The sequence below is a fragment of the Weizmannia sp. FSL W8-0676 genome, from assembly GCF_038593015.1.
Classification (GTDB): domain Bacteria; phylum Bacillota; class Bacilli; order Bacillales; family Bacillaceae_C; genus Weizmannia; species Weizmannia coagulans.
Genome location: NZ_CP151954.1, coordinates 2,417,517 through 2,437,399, shown reverse-complemented (window position 1 = coordinate 2,437,399; position 19,883 = coordinate 2,417,517). Strand labels below are relative to the sequence as shown.

Genomic DNA, 19,883 nt, shown 5'->3' with positions numbered 1-19,883 from the left:
GACGAATATTTTGGCATGGCTTAGTGACAAGTCGAATACAAGCTAAAATTTGATTCGTTCAGCAAGCCCTAATTAAACTTGGCTGTTTTGAGGGGGTTTTTATTTTGGTTACTAGAAAAGAAAAAAGAAATCGTGAAAAAGAAGCAAATTATTTTTTCGAGTTCCTTAAAATTCAGAAGCATTTTTTCAAAGACCTGATGAATAACCTAAAAAAGGTAGCAGACCACCGACATCAAAGCTATATCACTTATGGTCCAGAGGTCCTTTTATTTACGATGATGTTGAAAAATATGACCGGCCTAAAATCCATGAGAAACATGAGTGAGAGTTTTAATAAAGAAGAATGTATTAAAAATGTAGGGAAGGTGTTAGGCTTAGATTCTCTTGAAGAACTTCCACATTATGATACAATTAACGACTTTTTATCTGGCTTAGATGTAAATGAATTAGAAAAAATTAGAACGTATATGATTAAAGAATTATTGAAAAAAAGGTCTCTCGAGTCTTATCGAATTGAAGGAAAGTACTGGGGTGTCATCATTGATGGAACTGGATTACACACCTTTCATGAGAAACATTGTAAACACTGCCTGAGACGGGCATATACAAATAAAGAAACAGGAGAAACGAACGTACTTTATATGCACCATGTACTTGAAGCCAAGCTTGTCGTGGGGGATATGGTCTTCAGTATTGCCTCCGAATTTATCGAAAATGAATCAGAAAATGTTTCTAAGCAAGATTGTGAATTAAAAGCCTTCGACAGGCTGGCAAAGAAAATAAAAAAAATATTTAAAAGACTACCGATTTGTATCTTGGGAGATAGTCTCTATGCATGTGAAACGGTATTTAATCTGTGCAGGGCGCACAAATGGAAATATATATGCAGATTTAAGGAAGGGAGAATTAAAAGTATCTCGACGGAGTTTAAGGCAATAAAAGAGCTGGAACAAAGTAAGGATCAGAATTCATTAGTTTGGGTGAATGATATTGCCTACAAAGACAGAACGGTCAATCTGATGGAGGCCACAATGAAAACAGAGGATGGGAAATCGAAAGAGTATGTATTTATAACGGATATTAAAATCACGAAAAAGAACGTGGAACGACTCATCGCTGCAGGAAGAAGCCGCTGGAAGATTGAAAATCAAGGATTTAACGAACAAAAAAATAATCGTTACAATATAGAACATGCCAATAGCCAAAACTACACAGCCATGAAAAATCATTATTTATTAGTTCAAATAACAGATATTATTAGACAGCTGTTTGAAAAAGGTTCGTCAATCTTAAAAGCACTCAAAAAAACGGCAAAAGAAAAATCCTCAAATCTGTTGGAATCGTTTCGGACACGTATTTTAACAGACGAGGATTTCACCCATTTAAGTAAGCCAATACAAGTAAGGTTTACTTAATGGTTATATTATAGCAAAGGATGTGATGTAAAAAAAGGTTTTTTTGAAGTTATCCACAATTTTAAAAAAGAAATTTGCAAATTCGGCTCTTTTTGACTTTGAAAGCAGAAAAAATAGATGGAAAAATTTTCTAAATGTGGATAAGTCATTTTATCATAAAACATCTAAAAATTGATGAATTTACTCTTCAGAGCTGGCTACAATCGTAATGCAGTTGACAAAGAAGCGTATGGTCAAAATACCCATCTGTTGCAAGACTACTAGTAAAAGAGCTATCACAATCGCACCGCTGACGAATTTTAAAGAAAGAGTCTTAACTTCCCCACTTTTTACAGGATTCATAGGCCTGAAGGATATTTCATCCTGAATTATTCATACCTGCGGGCGATGTTGTAAATTGAAGCAGAAAACCTTCATTTGTTTCTTCGTTGCCAAAGATTTAAAGCTGTTTTTTTCAATTTGATAAAGTCTGGCCTTTCAGTTCCAATAAATTACCGTTTTTGGGCAGACTAATCCCTTGGTCTGCCAATTAAATTTTTTTGAAGTTAATAACAGTATTGCTGGCTTATTCAAGTTGTAGGTATTGAATTTTCCGAAGTACCGCCCAAAAGAATTCCTGGTACACAAAACTAGAGGACAATTTAAAGTAAAAGGATCGTCCTGATTTTACTAATTTACTGGCCACTTTTATGATTCTTGTCCGAATCGTTTCAATTTGCATCGTCTGTTGCCCCTCTGGAAAGCAAAGGGTTCGCAGCCAATTCGTTAGATTATAAGCTAACAGGCTCAACATCATCTTCGCTTCATTCATTTGGAAAGCATGACTGCTCATTTTATCGAGGCCGAAGCCATTCTTGGCTTCTTTGATATAGTTTTCCATTGTTCCACGTTTTTTGTACGCTTTAACAATATCCTGCGGGGAGAATGCAGCAATGTTCGTTACAAAAAATGAATGCGTGAAAAATAATTCTCCAGCAGGACGGACAGACTGAATGATCACTTTTCTCGGCTTGGACCATGACTTTGCTTGATACTCGCTTTCCTCGTAATAACATTCTAATTTCGTTGTATCAGTCGGTGTAGAGGCAGGATGCAGCTCATCGGCGAGACGTTGCAAATTGGCATTTGACTTTAAACGAATCACGTAATAGACCGATTGTTCTTCACATAGTTCATACAAAGCTGGGACAGCAAAACCACTGTCTCCCCGTAAGAATGGGAGGGTTTCGGGAAATTTCTCGTTATAATGTTCAATAAGAGGTTTCACAAAGTCCACAACCCCATTCGAAGTATACACATTTCCCGGTCTCAGCCGGGCTTTAAGGAAATCACCCATTATACCGTCGAAAGCAACTAATGGATGGAAACCGACTGTACCATAATGTGAATTGTAAGCTGCGGATTCTTGCTTTCCGTACGTGTCAGCGTGTGTTGAATCCAAGTCTATGATAAGAGCCTTTGGCTCTCTGAATTGATGTACTTTGTCTAAAAGTTCCTGATTGGCTTGATTTAATTGAGCGATCGATTCAGCATCAAATCGTGAAAAAAAGCGAGATAAACTAGGCTGGGAAGCTAATGCATCTTTCCCCACGACTTTTGTAAAAACCGGGTCATTTGTCAATTGATCGGCTGCGTCATCTTCGAAATACCCGGCTATGATTTGATAAATCTTTTGGCGGAGTAAATCTTCATTCGAATGGATAAAGTAATGTCGTTCGTCTTTTAAATGAAGAAATCGAGCGATTGTTTTTGAAAAACCTATTTTCTCATCGAACTCTCTAAAGATGAGTTCCCCTGTATCAGAGGAAAGAGAACCTCCATCATTTGACAATTTAATTTGACGATTGAAATCTAGCGTTATTTGCGGTAAAGTAGCCATTTGTTTTTTGCAAGAAAAAAGTGCAGATGCAGAGTATTGCAGTATATAAATTCGTTTATACCGCATAAAAATTCAATCTGAATTCTCGCTATTAAGGGCTTGACATGGAGCCTCTGCAGCCATGATTCTTTTGCCAAGCGGCCAGCTGTAACAGATTTGGCAAACCCAAACAGGTTATCATGGCTACCCCTCCATGTAAAGCCCCTCTGCATAACCATTTGCATAGAAATTTTGCACATCTCTGCACTTTAATTTTGCAATAAACAGCCATTATAAGAATCCTTTCTGATGGTTATTTCGTAGTTGCTTTAACCTTATCAGAAATGGATTCTTTTTGCATTTATTTGATGCATGAACAACTTAGGTTAATTCCATGGTAGATTAACGTTTGTAGATTATTTTGGTATTTCTATGAATAATTCAGGTTCATATAAATTTTTCTTAGCTGTTAAGAAAAAAATAATCAAGCCCAATGCCATTCCTATTGCTGCCATTCCGAAACCGAGATGATAATTCACCTTTTGTCCTAATGTTCCAACAATATAAGGTGCAATAAAAGCCCCAATATTAATGCCTATATAATATATGCTGAAACCGGCGTCCCGGCGGATATCATCTTGGGTATATAAATGTCCGACTGCATTTGAGGCATTTGGTTTGAGAAGCCCCGTTCCGACAATGATGAGAACCATTGAGATAAACAAAGCCACTACTCCGGCCGGTACAGCTAAAGCGATGTGGCCTAACATAATGAATACTCCGCCTAACAGTATAGAATGGAATGTGCCGAGCAAGCGGTCGGCCAGCCATCCTCCAATAATACCCGACATAAAGACTAAAGCCCCGTATACGGACATGATGGCGGCAGCCGTACCTTGAGACAACCCCAAGCCTCCATGTACGATTTGGTCATACATATAAAAAAGAAGAATAGCACGCATGCCATAATAAGAAAAACGTTCCCACACTTCTGTAAAAAATAACGTCGACAAACCCTTAGGGTGGCCAAAAAAACCTTTCTGCGGCGGCAAGTAGGATGGCTGGACTTTTTGGTTCTTTACAGCATTTTCGGAATCGCGCATTCTTTATTCTCCTTAATTTTGGTTTAAATTTTTAATTTCTGACATTATTAGGTAAAAATATAAAGTTATAACTTTATATTTTTATAACTTTTGATTGTAAAAATATCACTAACATTTTTTATCCGAATTCACTTACATGTTGAGACTAACTTCAATATAATAATCGACTTTATCATGACGTATGACGAACTTGGAATATTCTACAGGGACGTTTTTTTCGGTAAATGTCACCCGTTCTATAACAAAAAGGGGTGTGCCCTTTTTTATTTTTAGAAGATTAGCCTCGTAGGAATCCGAACTGATAGACGAAAAGTTGATCTTCACCTTGTCTAGACTAACCCCGTTTTGCTGAACCACGTTGTATATAAGTTCTTTTTCTGTCATTTCAGGTAAAAAGTTTCTGCACAAATCATGAACTAAAAAAGTGTGTTCTATCGCAGCAGGTTCATCATTCTCATATTTAAGGCGAATCATCTGAATAACTTGATCCTCTTTTTTCAACTTTAACTTTTCTGAAATGACATCATCAGCTTGAACAATTGAAGAATATAGCAATTTATGTGGGCTCATCTTCACTTCTTCGCTACCGAATGTCACGACATCCAAAATGCTTTTTTCTTCTGTTTTCTTCGATACAAAAGTACCTTTTCCTCTAACACGATACAGTTTGCCCTTCTTTACTAATTCCTGAACCGCTCTTTTCACAGTAATTGCACTTACGTTAAAGATGCGCGCCAATTCTTTCTCGGTAGGTATTTGAAATCCTTCTTCCCATTGGCCAATGGATATTTTTTTGTCAAGAATTTCTTGTACCTGATGATATAAAGGAGTTGGTAGATTTTTGTCGATTTGCATGCTGCTCCTCCAAAAGTTATAACTTTATAAGTTAGTATAATAACAAAAATCACAATTGTCAATATTTATTTAGGATCAGGCACCGCGTAAACTTCCCCATAAACACGAGTCTCCCCATAAAGTGCTGGATTCAAAAAGAAATGCCCTACCTAAAACCGTTGGGGAAGTGGTGGGAGGGTTCAAGCCTTAAGCTAACCGCAAGAGATTTCCACACGACTTGGATCAGTATTACCTGTATGGGGAACATAATGACGGATTTAATGAATCTTGCTGGCAATAAGCCTAATATCCCTTTTCCGGTTAGCATCCATATCCATAGTGTATCTAATCCAAGATTAACAACAACTGTAATGATCAATACCGCCATGCATACTCTCCAAAATCGCACGGATTTTCGATATAAAAACAAGCCGTAAATGGCACCTGACAGAAACGCAGAGAGGGTGAAACCAGGAAAATAAGCAGCTCCTCCCGAAAATAGCACCATTCCTATGATATCTGCCAATCCAGCTGTTATTCCTGCAAATAACGGTCCCAATAAGACAGCAGACAAAGCTGTAGGAATAAAAGTAAATCCAATTCGTATGATTGGTGTTTGTATGGACAAGAAACGGGTGAAAATCACTTCTAATGCAATAAAAAGACCGGCAAACACGATTTTTTTAACATTCATTGTTTAACCCCCATTATGTAAACCTACCCCATGTACAGACGTTAACATCAAATTCACAATAGTTTTATAGTTTTATTATACTCCGCAGGGAAGATGTTGTCAATGTGAAAAAAAGGGGGGTATGTGTCAAGTTTTTCTCGACAAGGTTTAAATATCGGGTATTCCAAGACACTCTTTTTGTACACTTTCGGCTACCGTGCTTTACTTGCTCGGTGTAATTTTCGGAAAAGATGTAATATTTCCGTATAAAGATGGATAACGGGGATGTTGAGGCGCGCGAAATTCACTCGCTTTCCGCGGGCGGCCGGCGAGCCTCCTCGCTCGTACCTCGCTGCGGGGTCTCTCCTGGCTCGCTTTTCCCGCAGGAGTCTCGTAAATTTCGCGCGCCTCAACGATCAGTCCCCACTGAGCCAAGCTTAAAACGAAAGCTCTAATATTTTGCTTAAATGTCCCATTGCCGATGAACTGCTTGAATGCAGGGCAACTGATCCGTGCTTTACGCCCACTGACGGGCGTACAGGCTGCTTGAATAGTTGAGACATCCTGATGGATTGTTGCAAGCTCCGTTGCTTTCTCGCGCTTCTTGAACGGTGTTTCAGATAGGTTTCCTGCAATGTCCCGTTAAGCATGCCCTGTTTCACCTTTACCATGGCTTCGGCGCCAGCTTTACTCCAATGCATCCCCCTTTTCTTCATTCTGAATGAGATATGCCTTTGATTTGATTCCATTGCCCCCAGGCCTCTCGCACCTTCCGGTACGTTCTCTACCTTGTCCCTCCAGTCAAAAATGCGGTCCCAGTTTTTTAGGATGTACGAACGAAACTCCTTGACTTTCTTAAGGCTCTTTTCATCCGTCAATGTGCTTTCATGCGTATCCAAATACAATGTGAATTGGTCTAGGTCATGCGTTCTAATCGCTTTTCTAATTTGCTCTTTGATCTCGCTCTTTCCGCCCCCGAATGTCCTTACGATGGCTTGTGCAACGTGGTAGGTATCCAGCTGGTTGAGCACCGGAAATTCCGACTGTGAGAATGCTGTTTGAAACCGTTCAGCTGTGTACCCCGCACCTCCATCACTATTTGTAATGACACGAGCTTTTTCTAGGGAATAGGTGTTGGCTGCTACAGCTTGGACTTCATCCCAAAATGTCTGGATGGATTTCGTCGTCATGATAACAACGGGATGGTGTAGAGAGACTCTTTTGCCATTGGTTTCCCATCCTTCATAGAGAATGGCGTGGTGGACTTCCAAACCCTGTTTCTTTTCTAGTCCCCGGACGAATATACCATCAGCTTCGGAAAACAGGTAATCTACCTTCTTTCCCTCAGGTAGTGAATCAGCTATTTCTAGCTCTTCTACAAGTGCCTTGTCGGCTTCAGCTTGCGTTTTCCCTACGTGTTTCACCATGTTCCCTACAGTTGTGTGACTAAGGCTCACTGCTGTCCATTCTTTTAAAATATCAGCTACCTCCCGATAGGTGTTCTCACTTGCCAACTCTGCCACCTTTAACTCCACTAACGGGCTGTATCGTTGGTATGGTAAAAGCCCTAACCATTCATCCAGAGGATAATGTGAATTCCCTTTCTGGTCATGCATTAGTGAACGTTTAAAGGTCACATTTCCAAATAAAAACTGAATGCTTCTGTTATCACTCCGGCAGTACTCCCAGCCATCCTCCAGCTTTTTTTGCTTAATTGTTTTATCTAACGTCTCAAATATTTCCCCAACCCATTGCGTAAAGGCATTCTGGTGTTTATTGCAAAATTAAAGTGCAGAGATGTGCAAAATTTCTATGCAAATGGCTATGCAGAGGGGCTTTACATGGAGGGGTAGCCATGATAACCTGTTTGGGTTTGCCAAATCTGTTACAGCTGGCCGCTTGGCAAAAGAATCATGGCTGCAGAGGCTCCATGTCAAGCCCTTAATAGCGAGAATTCAGATTGAATTTTTATGCGGTATAAACGAATTTATATACTGCAATACTCTGCACTTTTTTCTTGCAAAAAACAATTCTGGATCAGAATTTTAACTTGTTCTTCAAATTCAATAAGACTTTTTGTATCCTTTAATAATCCAGCAATTATTGATATAATATCCATAGGAAGACCTCTTTCTAAATGTATTCGCCCACAAGCGTACATTTAAATGATAGAGCGTCTTCCCATTTTTTTCCACCCATCTGCCCTTCGAGTAAAATTTTACACATACAAAAGGGGGATAAAGCGGCCGAATGCTTGATGAAACAGGGGATAGATCTGCTTCGTTATTGCCTCCTGATTGTTTGTTAAAAGCTGAAATTCTTATCCAATTCTTAAATTTTGCTTAAGGTCTTATTGAATTTTCTGACTAATATATAGTAACAAACAAGTGAAAGGGGATTGAACCGTAATGAAGTGGATAAAAGTTTTAATCGGGGTAATAGTCCTCTCCGTTGCAGGGGGAGCCGGCATTGCTGTCGGAATGAATATGAAAGAAGAACGGCCAGTCGTTTATCAGACCCAGCCGAAACCATTTCTGCGCCAGAAGCAAAAAAAGAGGAACCTGTTGCTTCTTACACAGTTAATAAAGAAGGCGGGCAGAGCAAAACAGCTAATCCAGTCATTCGCGAAACAGAAGGCAAAGTCACTGCGCTGGATAAACAAAGCATTACCGTTTCATTTCCGTTCGGCGGAAGCGAAACATTCAAGTTGACGAATCAAACAGTAGTCGAAGATTTTTCCTTGCCGTTAAAAAAAGGCGTGCTTGTTGAATTGAAGGCGTCAGGAGAAGAAGCGGTAAAAATCGAAACAGAACGGACAATGGATGTGAAAGCTGTTATCGTATCAGACGAAAAAGAATCAATGAAGGTTGAGGCGAATGGCACAACAAAAAGCTTTACAAAGGGGCACTTCTACCGTCTTGACCGGGACGGCTACCGTGGCAGTCTAAAGGGTGTACCAGTCGAATTGGATCTTGATGAACATGATAAAATTTTATCTGCAGAACTTGATGACGAATTTCTTGATGGCTATGATGACTGACCGTGAAAATTAGGAATACACGAGTAAAAAACTGCCAAAACCCAGGCATTTTTTTTGCAAATTATACCGGTTTGCTTTTTTGAAAAATGAATGCAGGGGATGAATCAAAGCGGAACAGGCAAGAGCAAACAGCAGGAATCCCGGCCGCCTCCGCAAGAAACCGGAGCCGTCTGGATGGATCATGAGGCATCAACCACTTTTTTAAACTGCAGGCACACCCGCGTCCCTTTTCCTTCTTCGCTTTCAATTTTAATCCCCCCGCCATGCTGGGTCATAATTGAATGGGCGATCGAAAGGCCCAGTCCGGTCCCGCCGGTTCCCCGTGTTCGCGCTTTGTCGACCCGGTAAAACCGTTCAAAGAGATGCGGCAAGTCTTCTTTTGGAATGCCGGTGCCGTGATCTATTACGGTGACCGTCACAAAATCATTATCGCTTCCCACTTCAATCTGTACGGGAAAGCGGCTGTATTTCAGTGCATTGTCCAAAAGGATGACCAGCACCTGGACAAACTTTTCTTCATTGGTCCATGCATACAGCCCGGGTGTTTCAGCTTTCACAGAAATGCTGCGGTTGGATGATTGGCTGAGCCGCTTTGCAGTTTGCCTGCAAAGATTGGCGGCATCAACCGGTTGCAACTCATACGAAACATCTTCACTACGGGCAAGCGCAAGCAGCTGCTCGGCGATCGAATTGAGTCTCCGGCTTTCATCCGAAATGGCGGCAATCCCTTCAGCCAGGATTTCGGGATCATCTTTTCCCCAGCGCCGTAACATGGCAGCATAGCTTTCAATAACCGTAAGCGGTGTTTTCAGTTCATGGGAGGCGTCATAGATAAATTGCTCCTGCTTTTTAAACATGGCCTCAAGCCGGTCAATCATGGCATTAAAGGTAAGCGCCATTTGGTACAGTTCATCGTGATGATTCAGGGCAAGCGGGATCTTTTCAAAGCGGCCGTTTTCTTCAATATCCGCCATCGTCTTCATCATCGTTGAGACCGGTTTTAAGAACAGACCGGAAGTTTTTACACCTACAAATGCGGCCAGCACAATTAAAACAGCAGAGGAGGCCAGTAAGATCGTAAGCAGCAGTCGGCTGTCTTCAAATATGTCTTCGGGGACCACGGAGAGTTCCAACATTCCAAGGTATTTTCCGTTTTCCATGATCGGATAGGAGGTCACAATAGCAGTGAAATCCTCACCTTTAATAGTACGGGTTTGGTCATCTTTCGGAAACACCGGTTTGATGGACAACAGGTCTTCTTCATCGGCTTTTACATAAACCTTTTGGTGCTGTGCATTAAATAAACGGATCATCCCTTCATCCGGTACATGCGTTTGCAATATCGGTTCCGGATCGGAAAAAAGCGCATCCCCGCTGCCCACACTTTCAGCTAATTGTTCAGCACTGTTCTCCAGGCTTGTTTCCAACCGGTCTTTTGAAAAATAAAGAAACGCCAAAAATACAATGGTATTGCCGGCAAAAAGCACAATAAAAGACCAGAGAATAAGCAATGCCGAAAGTTTTTTCTTAATCGACATTAACCCGTCTCCTTCATTGTATAACCAACGCCCCTCACTGTGTGGATCAGCGCTGTTTCGTGCCCGTGGTCAATTTTTTTGCGCAAATAGCCAATATAAACATCTACAACATTCGTATCTCCCGCATATTCAAATCCCCATACTTCATTTAACAACTGTTCTCGGTTTAATACAATGCGTTTATTCTTTAACAAATAACATAAAAGATCAAATTCCCGTTTTGTCAATTCAATCGGTTTGCCGCCTCTTGTCACCTGCCTTGTTGCCGTGTTGACAAGTAAATCGGCAAGGGCATATTCGTGTTTCTTGCTGTTTTCGGATTTGCCGGTATGGAGTGCACCCGTTCTCAGCGCGGCACGGATCCGCGCGAGCAATTCCTCAATATTGAAAGGCTTTGTAATATAGTCATTTGCACCATGGTCTAGCCCATTCACCTTATCGAGGACAGAATTGCGGGCTGTCAGCAAAATGACCGGTGTCCGGCTGTTTCTCATACGGTAGCGCCGCAAAACCTCGAGACCGCTCAAGCCGGGGATCATCACATCCAGCAGTACCAAATCCCAATCTTCGCTTTCTAGCAGGTTGAGTGCTTGTGATCCGTTCTCTACCCAAACGGTATCATAGTGCTCATGCTGCAATTCGAGCTCCAGCACCCGTGCAATTTTCACATCGTCTTCCACAATCATGATTTTTGACAATTCTGGACCAGCTCCTTCTGAAAGTGCATTCCCATCATTATTTTAACAATTTTCTGTTTTGAAAGGAATGCAGTCAGTACTTTTGTTTGAAAAATCAAAGTGCGTTGAAACGGTTTTTAAACTCTTCCGGCCCATCGCCTCAAAGTCAAAAAATGAATGAACTGAATGATTTGATATAACAGAGAGGGTTGTTGGAAGTCGCGGAAGTCGTCGCGTATTCCACTTCCACCGGGATATCCAGATCGTTTTGGAAATTTTCTTTCCGACCATGCCGGATTGGTGGGTGGAGCTGCTGGCAATGTTGGCCCTTTCGAAGTTGTTCAGCTCCGTTCCTTGAAAAAAGCTTCCACTGCCTAAATTGCCATACCACTTTGGGTAGTGTGCGTTTAATCGCTTCCGGTGTTCTTCATTCGGCCTATGGATAAAACCTGGTGGAGCACAATATAGTGGTCGAAAAATTTTGTGGAAACAAACGTTCTTATCGTGTATAATATGATTAATAATTCAATTTTAGCAAAGGATGGGGTAAAATAATGGGAGAAGTACTTATTCTGGAGAAAAAGGTAAACTATTTACCCGGAACTGATTACGACGGGCTTTGGAAGAAAATTATAAGTGAACTGTTTGAGGAATTTATTTTATTCTTTGCACCTGATTTGTATGAGACCATTGATTTTGGAAAAGGAATTGTTTTTCTCGAACAGGAACTGCACAAAGTCATCATCAAGCATAAAAAAGGGAAAAGAATTGCAGACAAAATTGTAAAGGTTTCCTTGAAAAACGGCGAAGAAAAATATGTATTCATTCACATTGAAATTCAAGAAAAACAAGATCCGGACTTTTCCAAACGAATGTTTACTTATTTTTATCGCTTGTTTGATCGCTTCCAAGAAAACATTTATTCCATTGCGATTTTGACCGATTTGTCTAAATCAAATAACTCAGAGCCGTTCCAATACTCCTTTTACGGCACTGAACTTACGTATCGCTTTAACACTTATAAGTTTAATGAAGCGGACATTCCTTCTTTGAAAAAGTCTACGAACCCTTTTGCCATTGCAGTATTGGCGGGTATTTACCTTCATCTAACGGAAAAGAACTATCAGAAACGATATGAAGTTAAGAAAAAATTGTTAAAAGAATTCATCTTATCCAACCAAAATCTTAGTTCTAATTATGCGGAAGCGCTTTGTTACTTTATTGACTATCTTCTGTATCTTCCTGGTGAGTTAACAAAACAATTAACGAAAGAGTTATTTATTCACATTGAAAAGGAGGCAAACCATATGCTGTATTCTGAAGAGCTTAAAGAAGCTCCTACATTTGCAGAGTATCTGAAAACTGTGAAAGAAGAAGGAATTGAAATAGGGATAGAAAAAGGGATTGAAAAAGGGATTGAAAAGGGGAAGGAAGAAGGAATTGAAATAGGGATTGAAAAAGGGAAAATGGAAGAAAAAAGGAATTTGGCAGCCGAGTTATTAAGGGAAGGATTTTCAGTTGAAAAAGTTGCAAAAATGGTAAAACTCAGTATAGATGAAGTGAAAAAAATTAAAAAATGTGTGAATAACTAAATGAATTGAGACAAGGGATGGGCTGCCTTTCTATATAATCAAAGAAATAGTGATTTTAGAGGAGCACTCATTAATTGCCACTGAAAATTTCTTAAGATTGCAAAGCACTTAACAATATTAGCACCCAAAGAGTTCTCTTTGAAAGATTTCACACTAAATAAAGAAATAGCCACATGCAAAATTGACTTTAGCGTGTGGCTTTTAAAAAATGAGCTTCTTGGGTGCTACCTAGTTGTTTTAAAAAACCCGTGGTGCTAGATAAACTTGATCAAGCATAAAAATAGCCCTTGCCTGGCGGATCTCCTATAGAATGAAAGTGCAACCTACCATTCGAAAGGAGAATCCCCATGCAAGAGCACTTTCATTTTACTACAGATCGGACCAAGATTCAAAAGCAATATGCCGCCATCAGTTCTGAAGAGTAAATTCATCAATTTTTAGATGTTTTATGATAAAATGACTTATCCACATTTAGAAAATTTTTCCATCTATTTTTTCTGCTTTCAAAGTCAAAAAGAGCCGAATTTGCAAATTTCTTTTTTAAAATTGTGGATAACTTCAAAAAAACCTTTTTTTACATCACATCCTTTGCTATAATATAACCATTAAGTAAACCTTACTTGTATTGGCTTACTTAAATGGGTGAAATCCTCGTCTGTTAAAATACGTGTCCGAAACGATTCCAACAGATTTGAGGATTTTTCTTTTGCCGTTTTTTTGAGTGCTTTTAAGATTGACGAACCTTTTTCAAACAGCTGTCTAATAATATCTGTTATTTGAACTAATAAATAATGATTTTTCATGGCTGTGTAGTTTTGGCTATTGGCATGTTCTATATTGTAACGATTATTTTTTTGTTCGTTAAATCCTTGATTTTCAATCTTCCAGCGGCTTCTTCCTGCAGCGATGAGTCGTTCCACGTTCTTTTTCGTGATTTTAATATCCGTTATAAATACATACTCTTTCGATTTCCCATCCTCTGTTTTCATTGTGGCCTCCATCAGATTGACCGTTCTGTCTTTGTAGGCAATATCATTCACCCAAACTAATGAATTCTGATCCTTACTTTGTTCCAGCTCTTTTATTGCCTTAAACTCCGTCGAGATACTTTTAATTCTCCCTTCCTTAAATCTGCATATATATTTCCATTTGTGCGCCCTGCACAGATTAAATACCGTTTCACATGCATAGAGACTATCTCCCAAGATACAAATCGGTAGTCTTTTAAATATTTTTTTTATTTTCTTTGCCAGCCTGTCGAAGGCTTTTAATTCACAATCTTGCTTAGAAACATTTTCTGATTCATTTTCGATAAATTCGGAGGCAATACTGAAGACCATATCCCCCACGACAAGCTTGGCTTCAAGTACATGGTGCATATAAAGTACGTTCGTTTCTCCTGTTTCTTTATTTGTATATGCCCGTCTCAGGCAGTGTTTACAATGTTTCTCATGAAAGGTGTGTAATCCAGTTCCATCAATGATGACACCCCAGTACTTTCCTTCAATTCGATAAGACTCGAGAGACCTTTTTTTCAATAATTCTTTAATCATATACGTTCTAATTTTTTCTAATTCATTTACATCTAAGCCAGATAAAAAGTCGTTAATTGTATCATAATGTGGAAGTTCTTCAAGAGAATCTAAGCCTAACACCTTCCCTACATTTTTAATACATTCTTCTTTATTAAAACTCTCACTCATGTTTCTCATGGATTTTAGGCCGGTCATATTTTTCAACATCATCGTAAATAAAAGGACCTCTGGACCATAAGTGATATAGCTTTGATGTCGGTGGTCTGCTACCTTTTTTAGGTTATTCATCAGGTCTTTGAAAAAATGCTTCTGAATTTTAAGGAACTCGAAAAAATAATTTGCTTCTTTTTCACGATTTCTTTTTTCTTTTCTAGTAACCAAAATAAAAACCCCCTCAAAACAGCCAAGTTTAATTAGGGCTTGCTGAACGAATCAAATTTTAGCTTGTATTCGACTTGTCACTAAGCCATGCCAAAATATTCGTCCAGCAAGCTCTAATTATTTAAATTATTACATATTTAGCCGCATTTTTGGGGGGGAATAGTTAAATTATCACGAAAAATTTTTACTCCTCAGAGCTGTGGAAACTACACGATTTTTTAAACAAGCGAAGTTAGGCGTATTCTTACATCGGTCCAATATTCACAAGGTAAAGGGGATCTCCGCTCTTTCTATAATCCGGTTCGTTTTCTCTCTCGTTCTTCATGGAATGAGTTTTTCACGAGCACTTAAATCAGATCGCATCCCGAAAGATTTCCGGAAGGATGTTGTCTATGACCTATTAAAGAATCCTACTTACAATTGGCGTAAACTGTTGGTTCTGGTTTCCACCTATCTCATAGAAAAGTTTATCCGTCCCCTTACGTCTGAAAGACGTGATTGTGTACTGATCTTTGACGATTCTGCCTTTTATCGAAACCGGAGTAAATGTGTTGAGCTGCTTGCACGGGCGAAGGATCATGCACATCATGTGTATTTCAAAGGATTTCGCATGCTTACCCTTGGCTGGTCAGATGGGGCTACCTTTCTACCTCTTGCCTTTTCACATTTAAGTTCTCCCAAAGCTAAAAATCGTTTTCAAGAAATGGATTCAAGCATCGATAAACGGACTGTTGGTTACAAACGCCGTAAGGAAGCTATCCAAAAAACTACGGAAACGATGTTCAACCTACTGGATGCTGTTGATCCCGAAAAGCTAGGGGCTAAGGCCGTTCTATTTGACAGCTGGTTTGCCTTTCCAAGTACCATCGCTAAAATCGTCAGGAATTATTCCCTTGATGTAGTCTGTATGCTAAAAGATTTACCAAGGGTTTCCTACCATTATGAAGGGCAGTCCTATCGATTAAGCCAACTCTATAAAATGGTTCGTAAAAAGCGTGGACGTGCTAAAATTTTGGCATCTATTGTCGTCGGATTAGGACACAATGATGAATACGGACAAGAAATTCAAGCACGTATCGTCTTTGTGCGTGACCGTAATCGCTCAAAAAAGTGGTTAGCTCTACTTACGACCAATATGAATCACACAGATGAAGACGTTGTGCGTATCTATGGCAAACGTTGGGATATTGAATGCTTCTTTAAAGTGACAAAATCATATCTAAAACTAGGTAAAGAATTTCAATGTCAGAGCTATGACTCAATGTTTGCTCATACGACCATTGTATTTCTAAGGTATTTGATGCTATCCTTACGCGCTAGAGAGGAAGAGGATCCTCGAACACTCGGACAATTATTTTACATGTATTGTGAAGAAATAGATGATATCCAATTTGCTGAAGCACTTTTGACAATTATAGAAGCTTTAGGTCAAACATTGGCAGAAAGCTTTCTGCTTACAGATGAAAAAATTCAGGACTTTTTGGATTGCTTTATCAACAAATTGCCGAGCTTTTTACAAAAGCCACTACTAAAATCGGAAGCAGCATGATAATAAAAGCATGGCGATTCCTTTTGTATCAAGGGATTATGCTCATTATTCAAGTCCGAAACTTGAGTTATATAACTTTTTTTCTTTCCCTCTTAATAAGTCACTGGCAAAATAAATTTTTCCTATCTCGTGTTTGACTCCCTTTCCCTTTTTTGCATAAGCTCCATAAGAACTAATCTTCTTTTCTTTGATTTCTGCTTTTCTCTTATAGACGTTTTTGGTAAAATTAAGTTATTGATTGAAGAATACTAAATATAGGAGTGACGGCAATGCTTTTGTTTTTTGGTAAGTTTATCTTGCTTTATTTGTTTCTTTCAATTGCATTTGCCTTATTCAAAGTGCTGTATTACAATATCGGCAAAAAATTCGTTTCTAAGACGGCTGATGGAACAATATTGCATTGGGCTTTAAGTGTTTTTGTTAAAAACGGTACGAAAATGGATAGTAATGATTACTTTGTTATGGCTGTTTTGGCGGCTTTATTTGCGATTTACTTGTAAAAAACTCCCAGAATCCACGATATACCAGCAGTTTTTTTATTTTGTTGGATATTCATTATTCTTACAAAATTCTTTAATCTTATTATGGTTTTTTGAAAACTTTTTCCACGCTTTTTGATCCCTTTTTAAACACTGTTGGGCAACACCAGCCAATCCCGCTGTCGCCGGTTCATAATTCTATATCCGCTTTCCTTTACAGTACTTGGCAACTTGCACTGTTTCGTCTCCGTAAAACCCATCAGCGCTGTATTTTGGGAGAGAGCTCGCAGCAATCAAACATTTCTGCAGCGTGTTACCTGGAAACCGGACAACGCTTTTTTTAGAATGGACCCTGTGCATTTATTTAAAGCACGCGATTTTAAAAAGTCGGCTTCCTTTGCTATCCTTTAAGTTATAAACAGGAAAGAAAGGAATAGCGAAATGAAAAAGCATTTAATTTCCGCCATCTCTATTGTTTCTGCCGTGTCAGCCTTGTTGTTTCTGGCCGGCCTGTGGATGGTGTTTGAAGACCAGCAGACGAAAGCAACAGGCGTAAAGACGGAAACTGCCAGAACCGGCAATAACACGTCAAAAGCGGGTGGTACGAAACAAATCACGATTACAGCAATCGGCGACTCGCTGACAAGGGGGACGGGGGATACAGCAGGAAAGGGGTATGCCGGTTATACTGCGGATGAGGTAAAGAAAAAAACAAAGAAGGCTGTTCTGTTGCAAAACAATGGGATCAAAGGGCTTACATCAAGCGGGCTGCTGGAACAGATCAAACAGCCGCAAATCAAACGTGAACTCCGGAGTGCGGATATCATTTTGCTGACGATCGGCGGTAATGATTTGTTTGCAGGCGGGGAGGCGCTTGGCCATTTGGATAACGCTTATATCGAAAAGTTGGAAAAGCCTTATTTGGTCCATTTAAAACAGATCTATGCAGGGATCCGGGCGGTAAACAAAACGGCAACCGTCTATCACGTCGGGCTGTATAATCCTTTTATTGATCTGTCTCAGGCGAAAACCACCTCTGCGATCGTCCGGAAATGGAATTTTGATTCGGCTTCCGTCGCAGCTGATTTTCCAAAGGTGGTCTATGTGCCGACATTTGACCTTTTTGAACTGAATGTGAACGACTATTTGTACAGTGACAAATTCCATCCGAATATGGCCGGTTATCAACTGATCGGAGAGCGTGTTGCTTCCCTGATCCATTTCCGGGAGGAGAAAGCGAAATGACGGCTATTCCCGCACTTAAGGTGCTCAATGTAAGGAAAAAAATTGGCAGGAAAGAAATCATCAAAGGCATCAGTTTTGAAGTAATGCCGGGAGAGGTGTTCGGGTTTCTCGGTCCGAACGGGGCAGGGAAGACAACAACGATCCGGATGCTGACAGGCCTGATCCGCCCGACTTCGGGAAAAATTTTCATCGGCGGAAAAAACGTCCGGACCGAGTTTACGGAAGCAATGAAAAATCTCGGCTGCATTGTCGAAAATCCGGAGATGTACCCGTTTTTGACCGGCTATGAAAACCTTGCCTATTTTGCGCGGATGGATCCGTCCATTCCGAAAAACAGGCTGGATGAAGCGGCAGCGCTCGTTGGCTTAAGCAGCCGGATCCATGATAAAGTGAAAACATACTCTCTCGGCATGCGGCAAAGGCTTGGCATTGCCCAGGCGCTCCTTGGGAACCCGAAGCTTTTGATTCTTGATGAACCGACAAACGGGCTTGACCCGGCAGGCATTCGGGAAATGCGCGAATTTATCCGGTCGCTTGCTGAAAAAGAGCATTTAAGCGTCCTCGTTTCTTCGCATTTGTTAAGCGAGGTGCAGCTGATGTGCGACAAGGTGGCCATTATCCATAACGGCCGGGTGGTCCGCACCGGGAATGTACATGAGCTGCTTTCCGAAAAAGCGCGCACCTTTTGGAAAGCAGTCCCGGCAGAAAAAGCGCGCATCTTGCTTCAGGCGGAAACACAGGTGGCAGAGGGAGAAGACGGCCTCCTTATCACCCCATATGATGAAGAAAAAAATGCTTTATGGAACGAGATGCTCGTTCAAAACGGGGTCCGGGTAAAAGAAATAAAAGCCGTGCTGCCGGCGCTGGAAGATTTGTTTTTGGAACTGACAGGGGGCAGGAAAAATGATCCGACTCATATACAATGAACAGCTGAAGCTTTGGAAGAAAAAGCGGATTCTTGTTATTATCCTGATTATCGCCTGCCTTGTTCCCATTTTTACCTACGCGCAGTACAAAGAATCAAAAGCGCTGCAGGAAAAAATCGGGACAAGCGACTGGCGGGTGCAGCTCCAGAAACAAATTGTCGATACGCAAAACCGGCTTGGATCGGCAAGCCTTTCCGATGATTTCAAAAAATATTTGCGTATGACATTGAGCCAGGAACAATATTATCTCAACCATAACATCAATCCGAACGCGCCGGGCGCACCGACGTTTATGCGGGTATTTATTGAAAATGCGATCGGGATGCTTTTGCCGCTGTTCGTCATGGTGGCGGCGAGCGATATCGTGTCTGCCGAGGCGGGCAGCGGGACAATCAAATTATTGCTGACGCGCCCCGTGAAAAGATGGCGCATCCTGCTTAGCAAATACATTGCCATGCTGCTGTCCGTTTCGTTTATTTTGCTGTGCACAGCCGTTTTTACCTATGCCATTTCCGGAATAGTATTCGGCTACCGCGGCTGGAACATGCCAATGCTTACCGGTTTTACGATAAAAGGGGACGAGCTCCTTACTGCACATGTGCATGCTGTCCCGCAATGGAAATATTTGCTCATGGCGTTCGGCCTTGCCTGGTTTGTCTGCGTTGTTTCAGGCAGCCTCACGTTTATGCTTTCTGTCCTGTTGCGCAGCACGGCCGCCGTAATGGGGATTATGTTATCCTCATTGATTGCCGGCGCGATTTTGACCAATATGGTATCGGCATGGCCAAGCGCAAAATATTTGTTTATGGTGAATTTGCAGCTGACGAATTATCTCAACGGCACAAGCCCACCTGTTGAAGGCATGACGCTCGGATTTTCGGTTGCTGTGCTGCTTGTATGGCTTTTTCTTTCGCTTATGGTGTCTTTTGTTGTGTTTACGAAACGGGATGTTTATTAAGAAAAACGGAATTCCGCCAATTTCCGGTAAAATTTTTTCGCTGCATTCATACAATGATAAAGCAGGATTTTTTACGGGGT

General features: G+C 40.6%; 15 protein-coding genes and 2 pseudogenes. 8 read left to right on the top strand and 9 right to left on the bottom strand.

Annotated elements, in window-relative coordinates:
- Nucleotides 1-104 precede the first annotated feature (104 nt).
- Nucleotides 105-1,415, top strand: coding sequence for a transposase family protein (locus NST20_RS12055; protein ID WP_013858128.1), 1,311 nt, complete (start codon nucleotides 105-107; stop codon nucleotides 1,413-1,415).
- A 565-nt stretch (nucleotides 1,416-1,980) separates the two neighbouring features.
- Here the strand turns inward: NST20_RS12055 and NST20_RS12050 are convergent.
- The 6 genes and pseudogenes from NST20_RS12050 to NST20_RS12025 all read right to left on the bottom strand — a co-directional run bounded on the left by NST20_RS12050 (nucleotide 1,981) and on the right by NST20_RS12025 (nucleotide 8,002).
- On the bottom strand, nucleotides 1,981-3,294 hold the full coding sequence (locus tag NST20_RS12050; protein ID WP_168986133.1) for an IS1380 family transposase: 1,314 nt from the start codon (nucleotides 3,292-3,294) through the stop codon (nucleotides 1,981-1,983).
- Between the two features lie 431 nt (nucleotides 3,295-3,725).
- Nucleotides 3,726-4,376: pseudogene (locus NST20_RS12045) on the bottom strand (oligopeptide:H+ symporter); the annotation flags it as partial.
- A gap of 132 nt (nucleotides 4,377-4,508) precedes the next feature.
- Nucleotides 4,509-5,231 (bottom strand): GntR family transcriptional regulator, encoded by a 723-nt coding sequence (locus tag NST20_RS12040; RefSeq protein WP_035185274.1) that lies wholly within the window; start codon nucleotides 5,229-5,231, stop codon nucleotides 4,509-4,511.
- Between the two features lie 145 nt (nucleotides 5,232-5,376).
- Nucleotides 5,377-5,904, bottom strand: coding sequence for a folate family ECF transporter S component (locus tag NST20_RS12035; RefSeq protein WP_342399510.1), 528 nt, complete (start codon nucleotides 5,902-5,904; stop codon nucleotides 5,377-5,379).
- Between the two features lie 416 nt (nucleotides 5,905-6,320).
- A pseudogene (locus NST20_RS12030) lies at nucleotides 6,321-7,646 on the bottom strand (ISLre2 family transposase); the annotation flags it as partial.
- Nucleotides 7,647-7,870: 224 nt separating this feature from the next.
- On the bottom strand, nucleotides 7,871-8,002 hold the full coding sequence (locus NST20_RS12025; protein WP_342399509.1) for a hypothetical protein: 132 nt from the start codon (nucleotides 8,000-8,002) through the stop codon (nucleotides 7,871-7,873).
- Nucleotides 8,003-8,281: 279 nt separating this feature from the next.
- Here NST20_RS12025 and NST20_RS12020 point away from each other — a divergent pair, with 279 nt between their 5' ends.
- Nucleotides 8,282-8,923: a DUF5666 domain-containing protein gene (locus NST20_RS12020; RefSeq protein ID WP_342399508.1), complete on the top strand. Its 642-nt coding sequence runs from the start codon at nucleotides 8,282-8,284 to the stop codon at nucleotides 8,921-8,923.
- Between the two features lie 179 nt (nucleotides 8,924-9,102).
- Here NST20_RS12020 and NST20_RS12015 read toward each other — a convergent pair whose 3' ends face one another.
- Nucleotides 9,103-10,461: an ATP-binding protein gene (locus tag NST20_RS12015; protein WP_342399507.1), complete on the bottom strand. Its 1,359-nt coding sequence runs from the start codon at nucleotides 10,459-10,461 to the stop codon at nucleotides 9,103-9,105.
- Nucleotides 10,461-11,147: a response regulator transcription factor gene (locus tag NST20_RS12010; protein WP_046721857.1), complete on the bottom strand. Its 687-nt coding sequence runs from the start codon at nucleotides 11,145-11,147 to the stop codon at nucleotides 10,461-10,463. The genes NST20_RS12015 and NST20_RS12010 overlap by 1 nt, the downstream gene beginning before the upstream one ends.
- Nucleotides 11,148-11,692: 545 nt before the next feature.
- Between NST20_RS12010 and NST20_RS12005 the strand changes: the two genes are divergently transcribed.
- On the top strand, nucleotides 11,693-12,730 hold the full coding sequence (locus NST20_RS12005) for a hypothetical protein (RefSeq protein ID WP_014097410.1): 1,038 nt from the start codon (nucleotides 11,693-11,695) through the stop codon (nucleotides 12,728-12,730).
- Nucleotides 12,731-13,335: 605 nt separating this feature from the next.
- Here the strand turns inward: NST20_RS12005 and NST20_RS12000 are convergent.
- Complete coding sequence (locus tag NST20_RS12000) at nucleotides 13,336-14,646, bottom strand: transposase family protein (RefSeq protein ID WP_013858128.1); 1,311 nt, start codon at nucleotides 14,644-14,646, stop codon at nucleotides 13,336-13,338.
- A gap of 328 nt (nucleotides 14,647-14,974) precedes the next feature.
- Between NST20_RS12000 and NST20_RS11995 the strand changes: the two genes are divergently transcribed.
- From NST20_RS11995 to NST20_RS11975, 5 genes are all read left to right on the top strand, one after another.
- Nucleotides 14,975-16,195, top strand: coding sequence for a transposase (locus tag NST20_RS11995; RefSeq protein ID WP_342399506.1), 1,221 nt, complete (start codon nucleotides 14,975-14,977; stop codon nucleotides 16,193-16,195).
- Between the two features lie 269 nt (nucleotides 16,196-16,464).
- The gene (locus tag NST20_RS11990) at nucleotides 16,465-16,695 is read left to right on the top strand and encodes a hypothetical protein (protein ID WP_014097412.1); all 231 of its coding nucleotides are present in this window, start codon (nucleotides 16,465-16,467) and stop codon (nucleotides 16,693-16,695) included.
- 420 nt (nucleotides 16,696-17,115) lie between these two features.
- Nucleotides 17,116-17,919: a GDSL-type esterase/lipase family protein gene (locus NST20_RS11985; protein WP_342399505.1), complete on the top strand. Its 804-nt coding sequence runs from the start codon at nucleotides 17,116-17,118 to the stop codon at nucleotides 17,917-17,919.
- Nucleotides 17,916-18,845 (top strand): ABC transporter ATP-binding protein, encoded by a 930-nt coding sequence (locus NST20_RS11980; protein WP_342399504.1) that lies wholly within the window; start codon nucleotides 17,916-17,918, stop codon nucleotides 18,843-18,845. The genes NST20_RS11985 and NST20_RS11980 overlap by 4 nt, the downstream gene beginning before the upstream one ends.
- Complete coding sequence (locus NST20_RS11975; RefSeq protein WP_013860236.1) at nucleotides 18,823-19,803, top strand: ABC transporter permease; 981 nt, start codon at nucleotides 18,823-18,825, stop codon at nucleotides 19,801-19,803. The genes NST20_RS11980 and NST20_RS11975 overlap by 23 nt, the downstream gene beginning before the upstream one ends.
- Nucleotides 19,804-19,883: the final 80 nt, after the last annotated feature.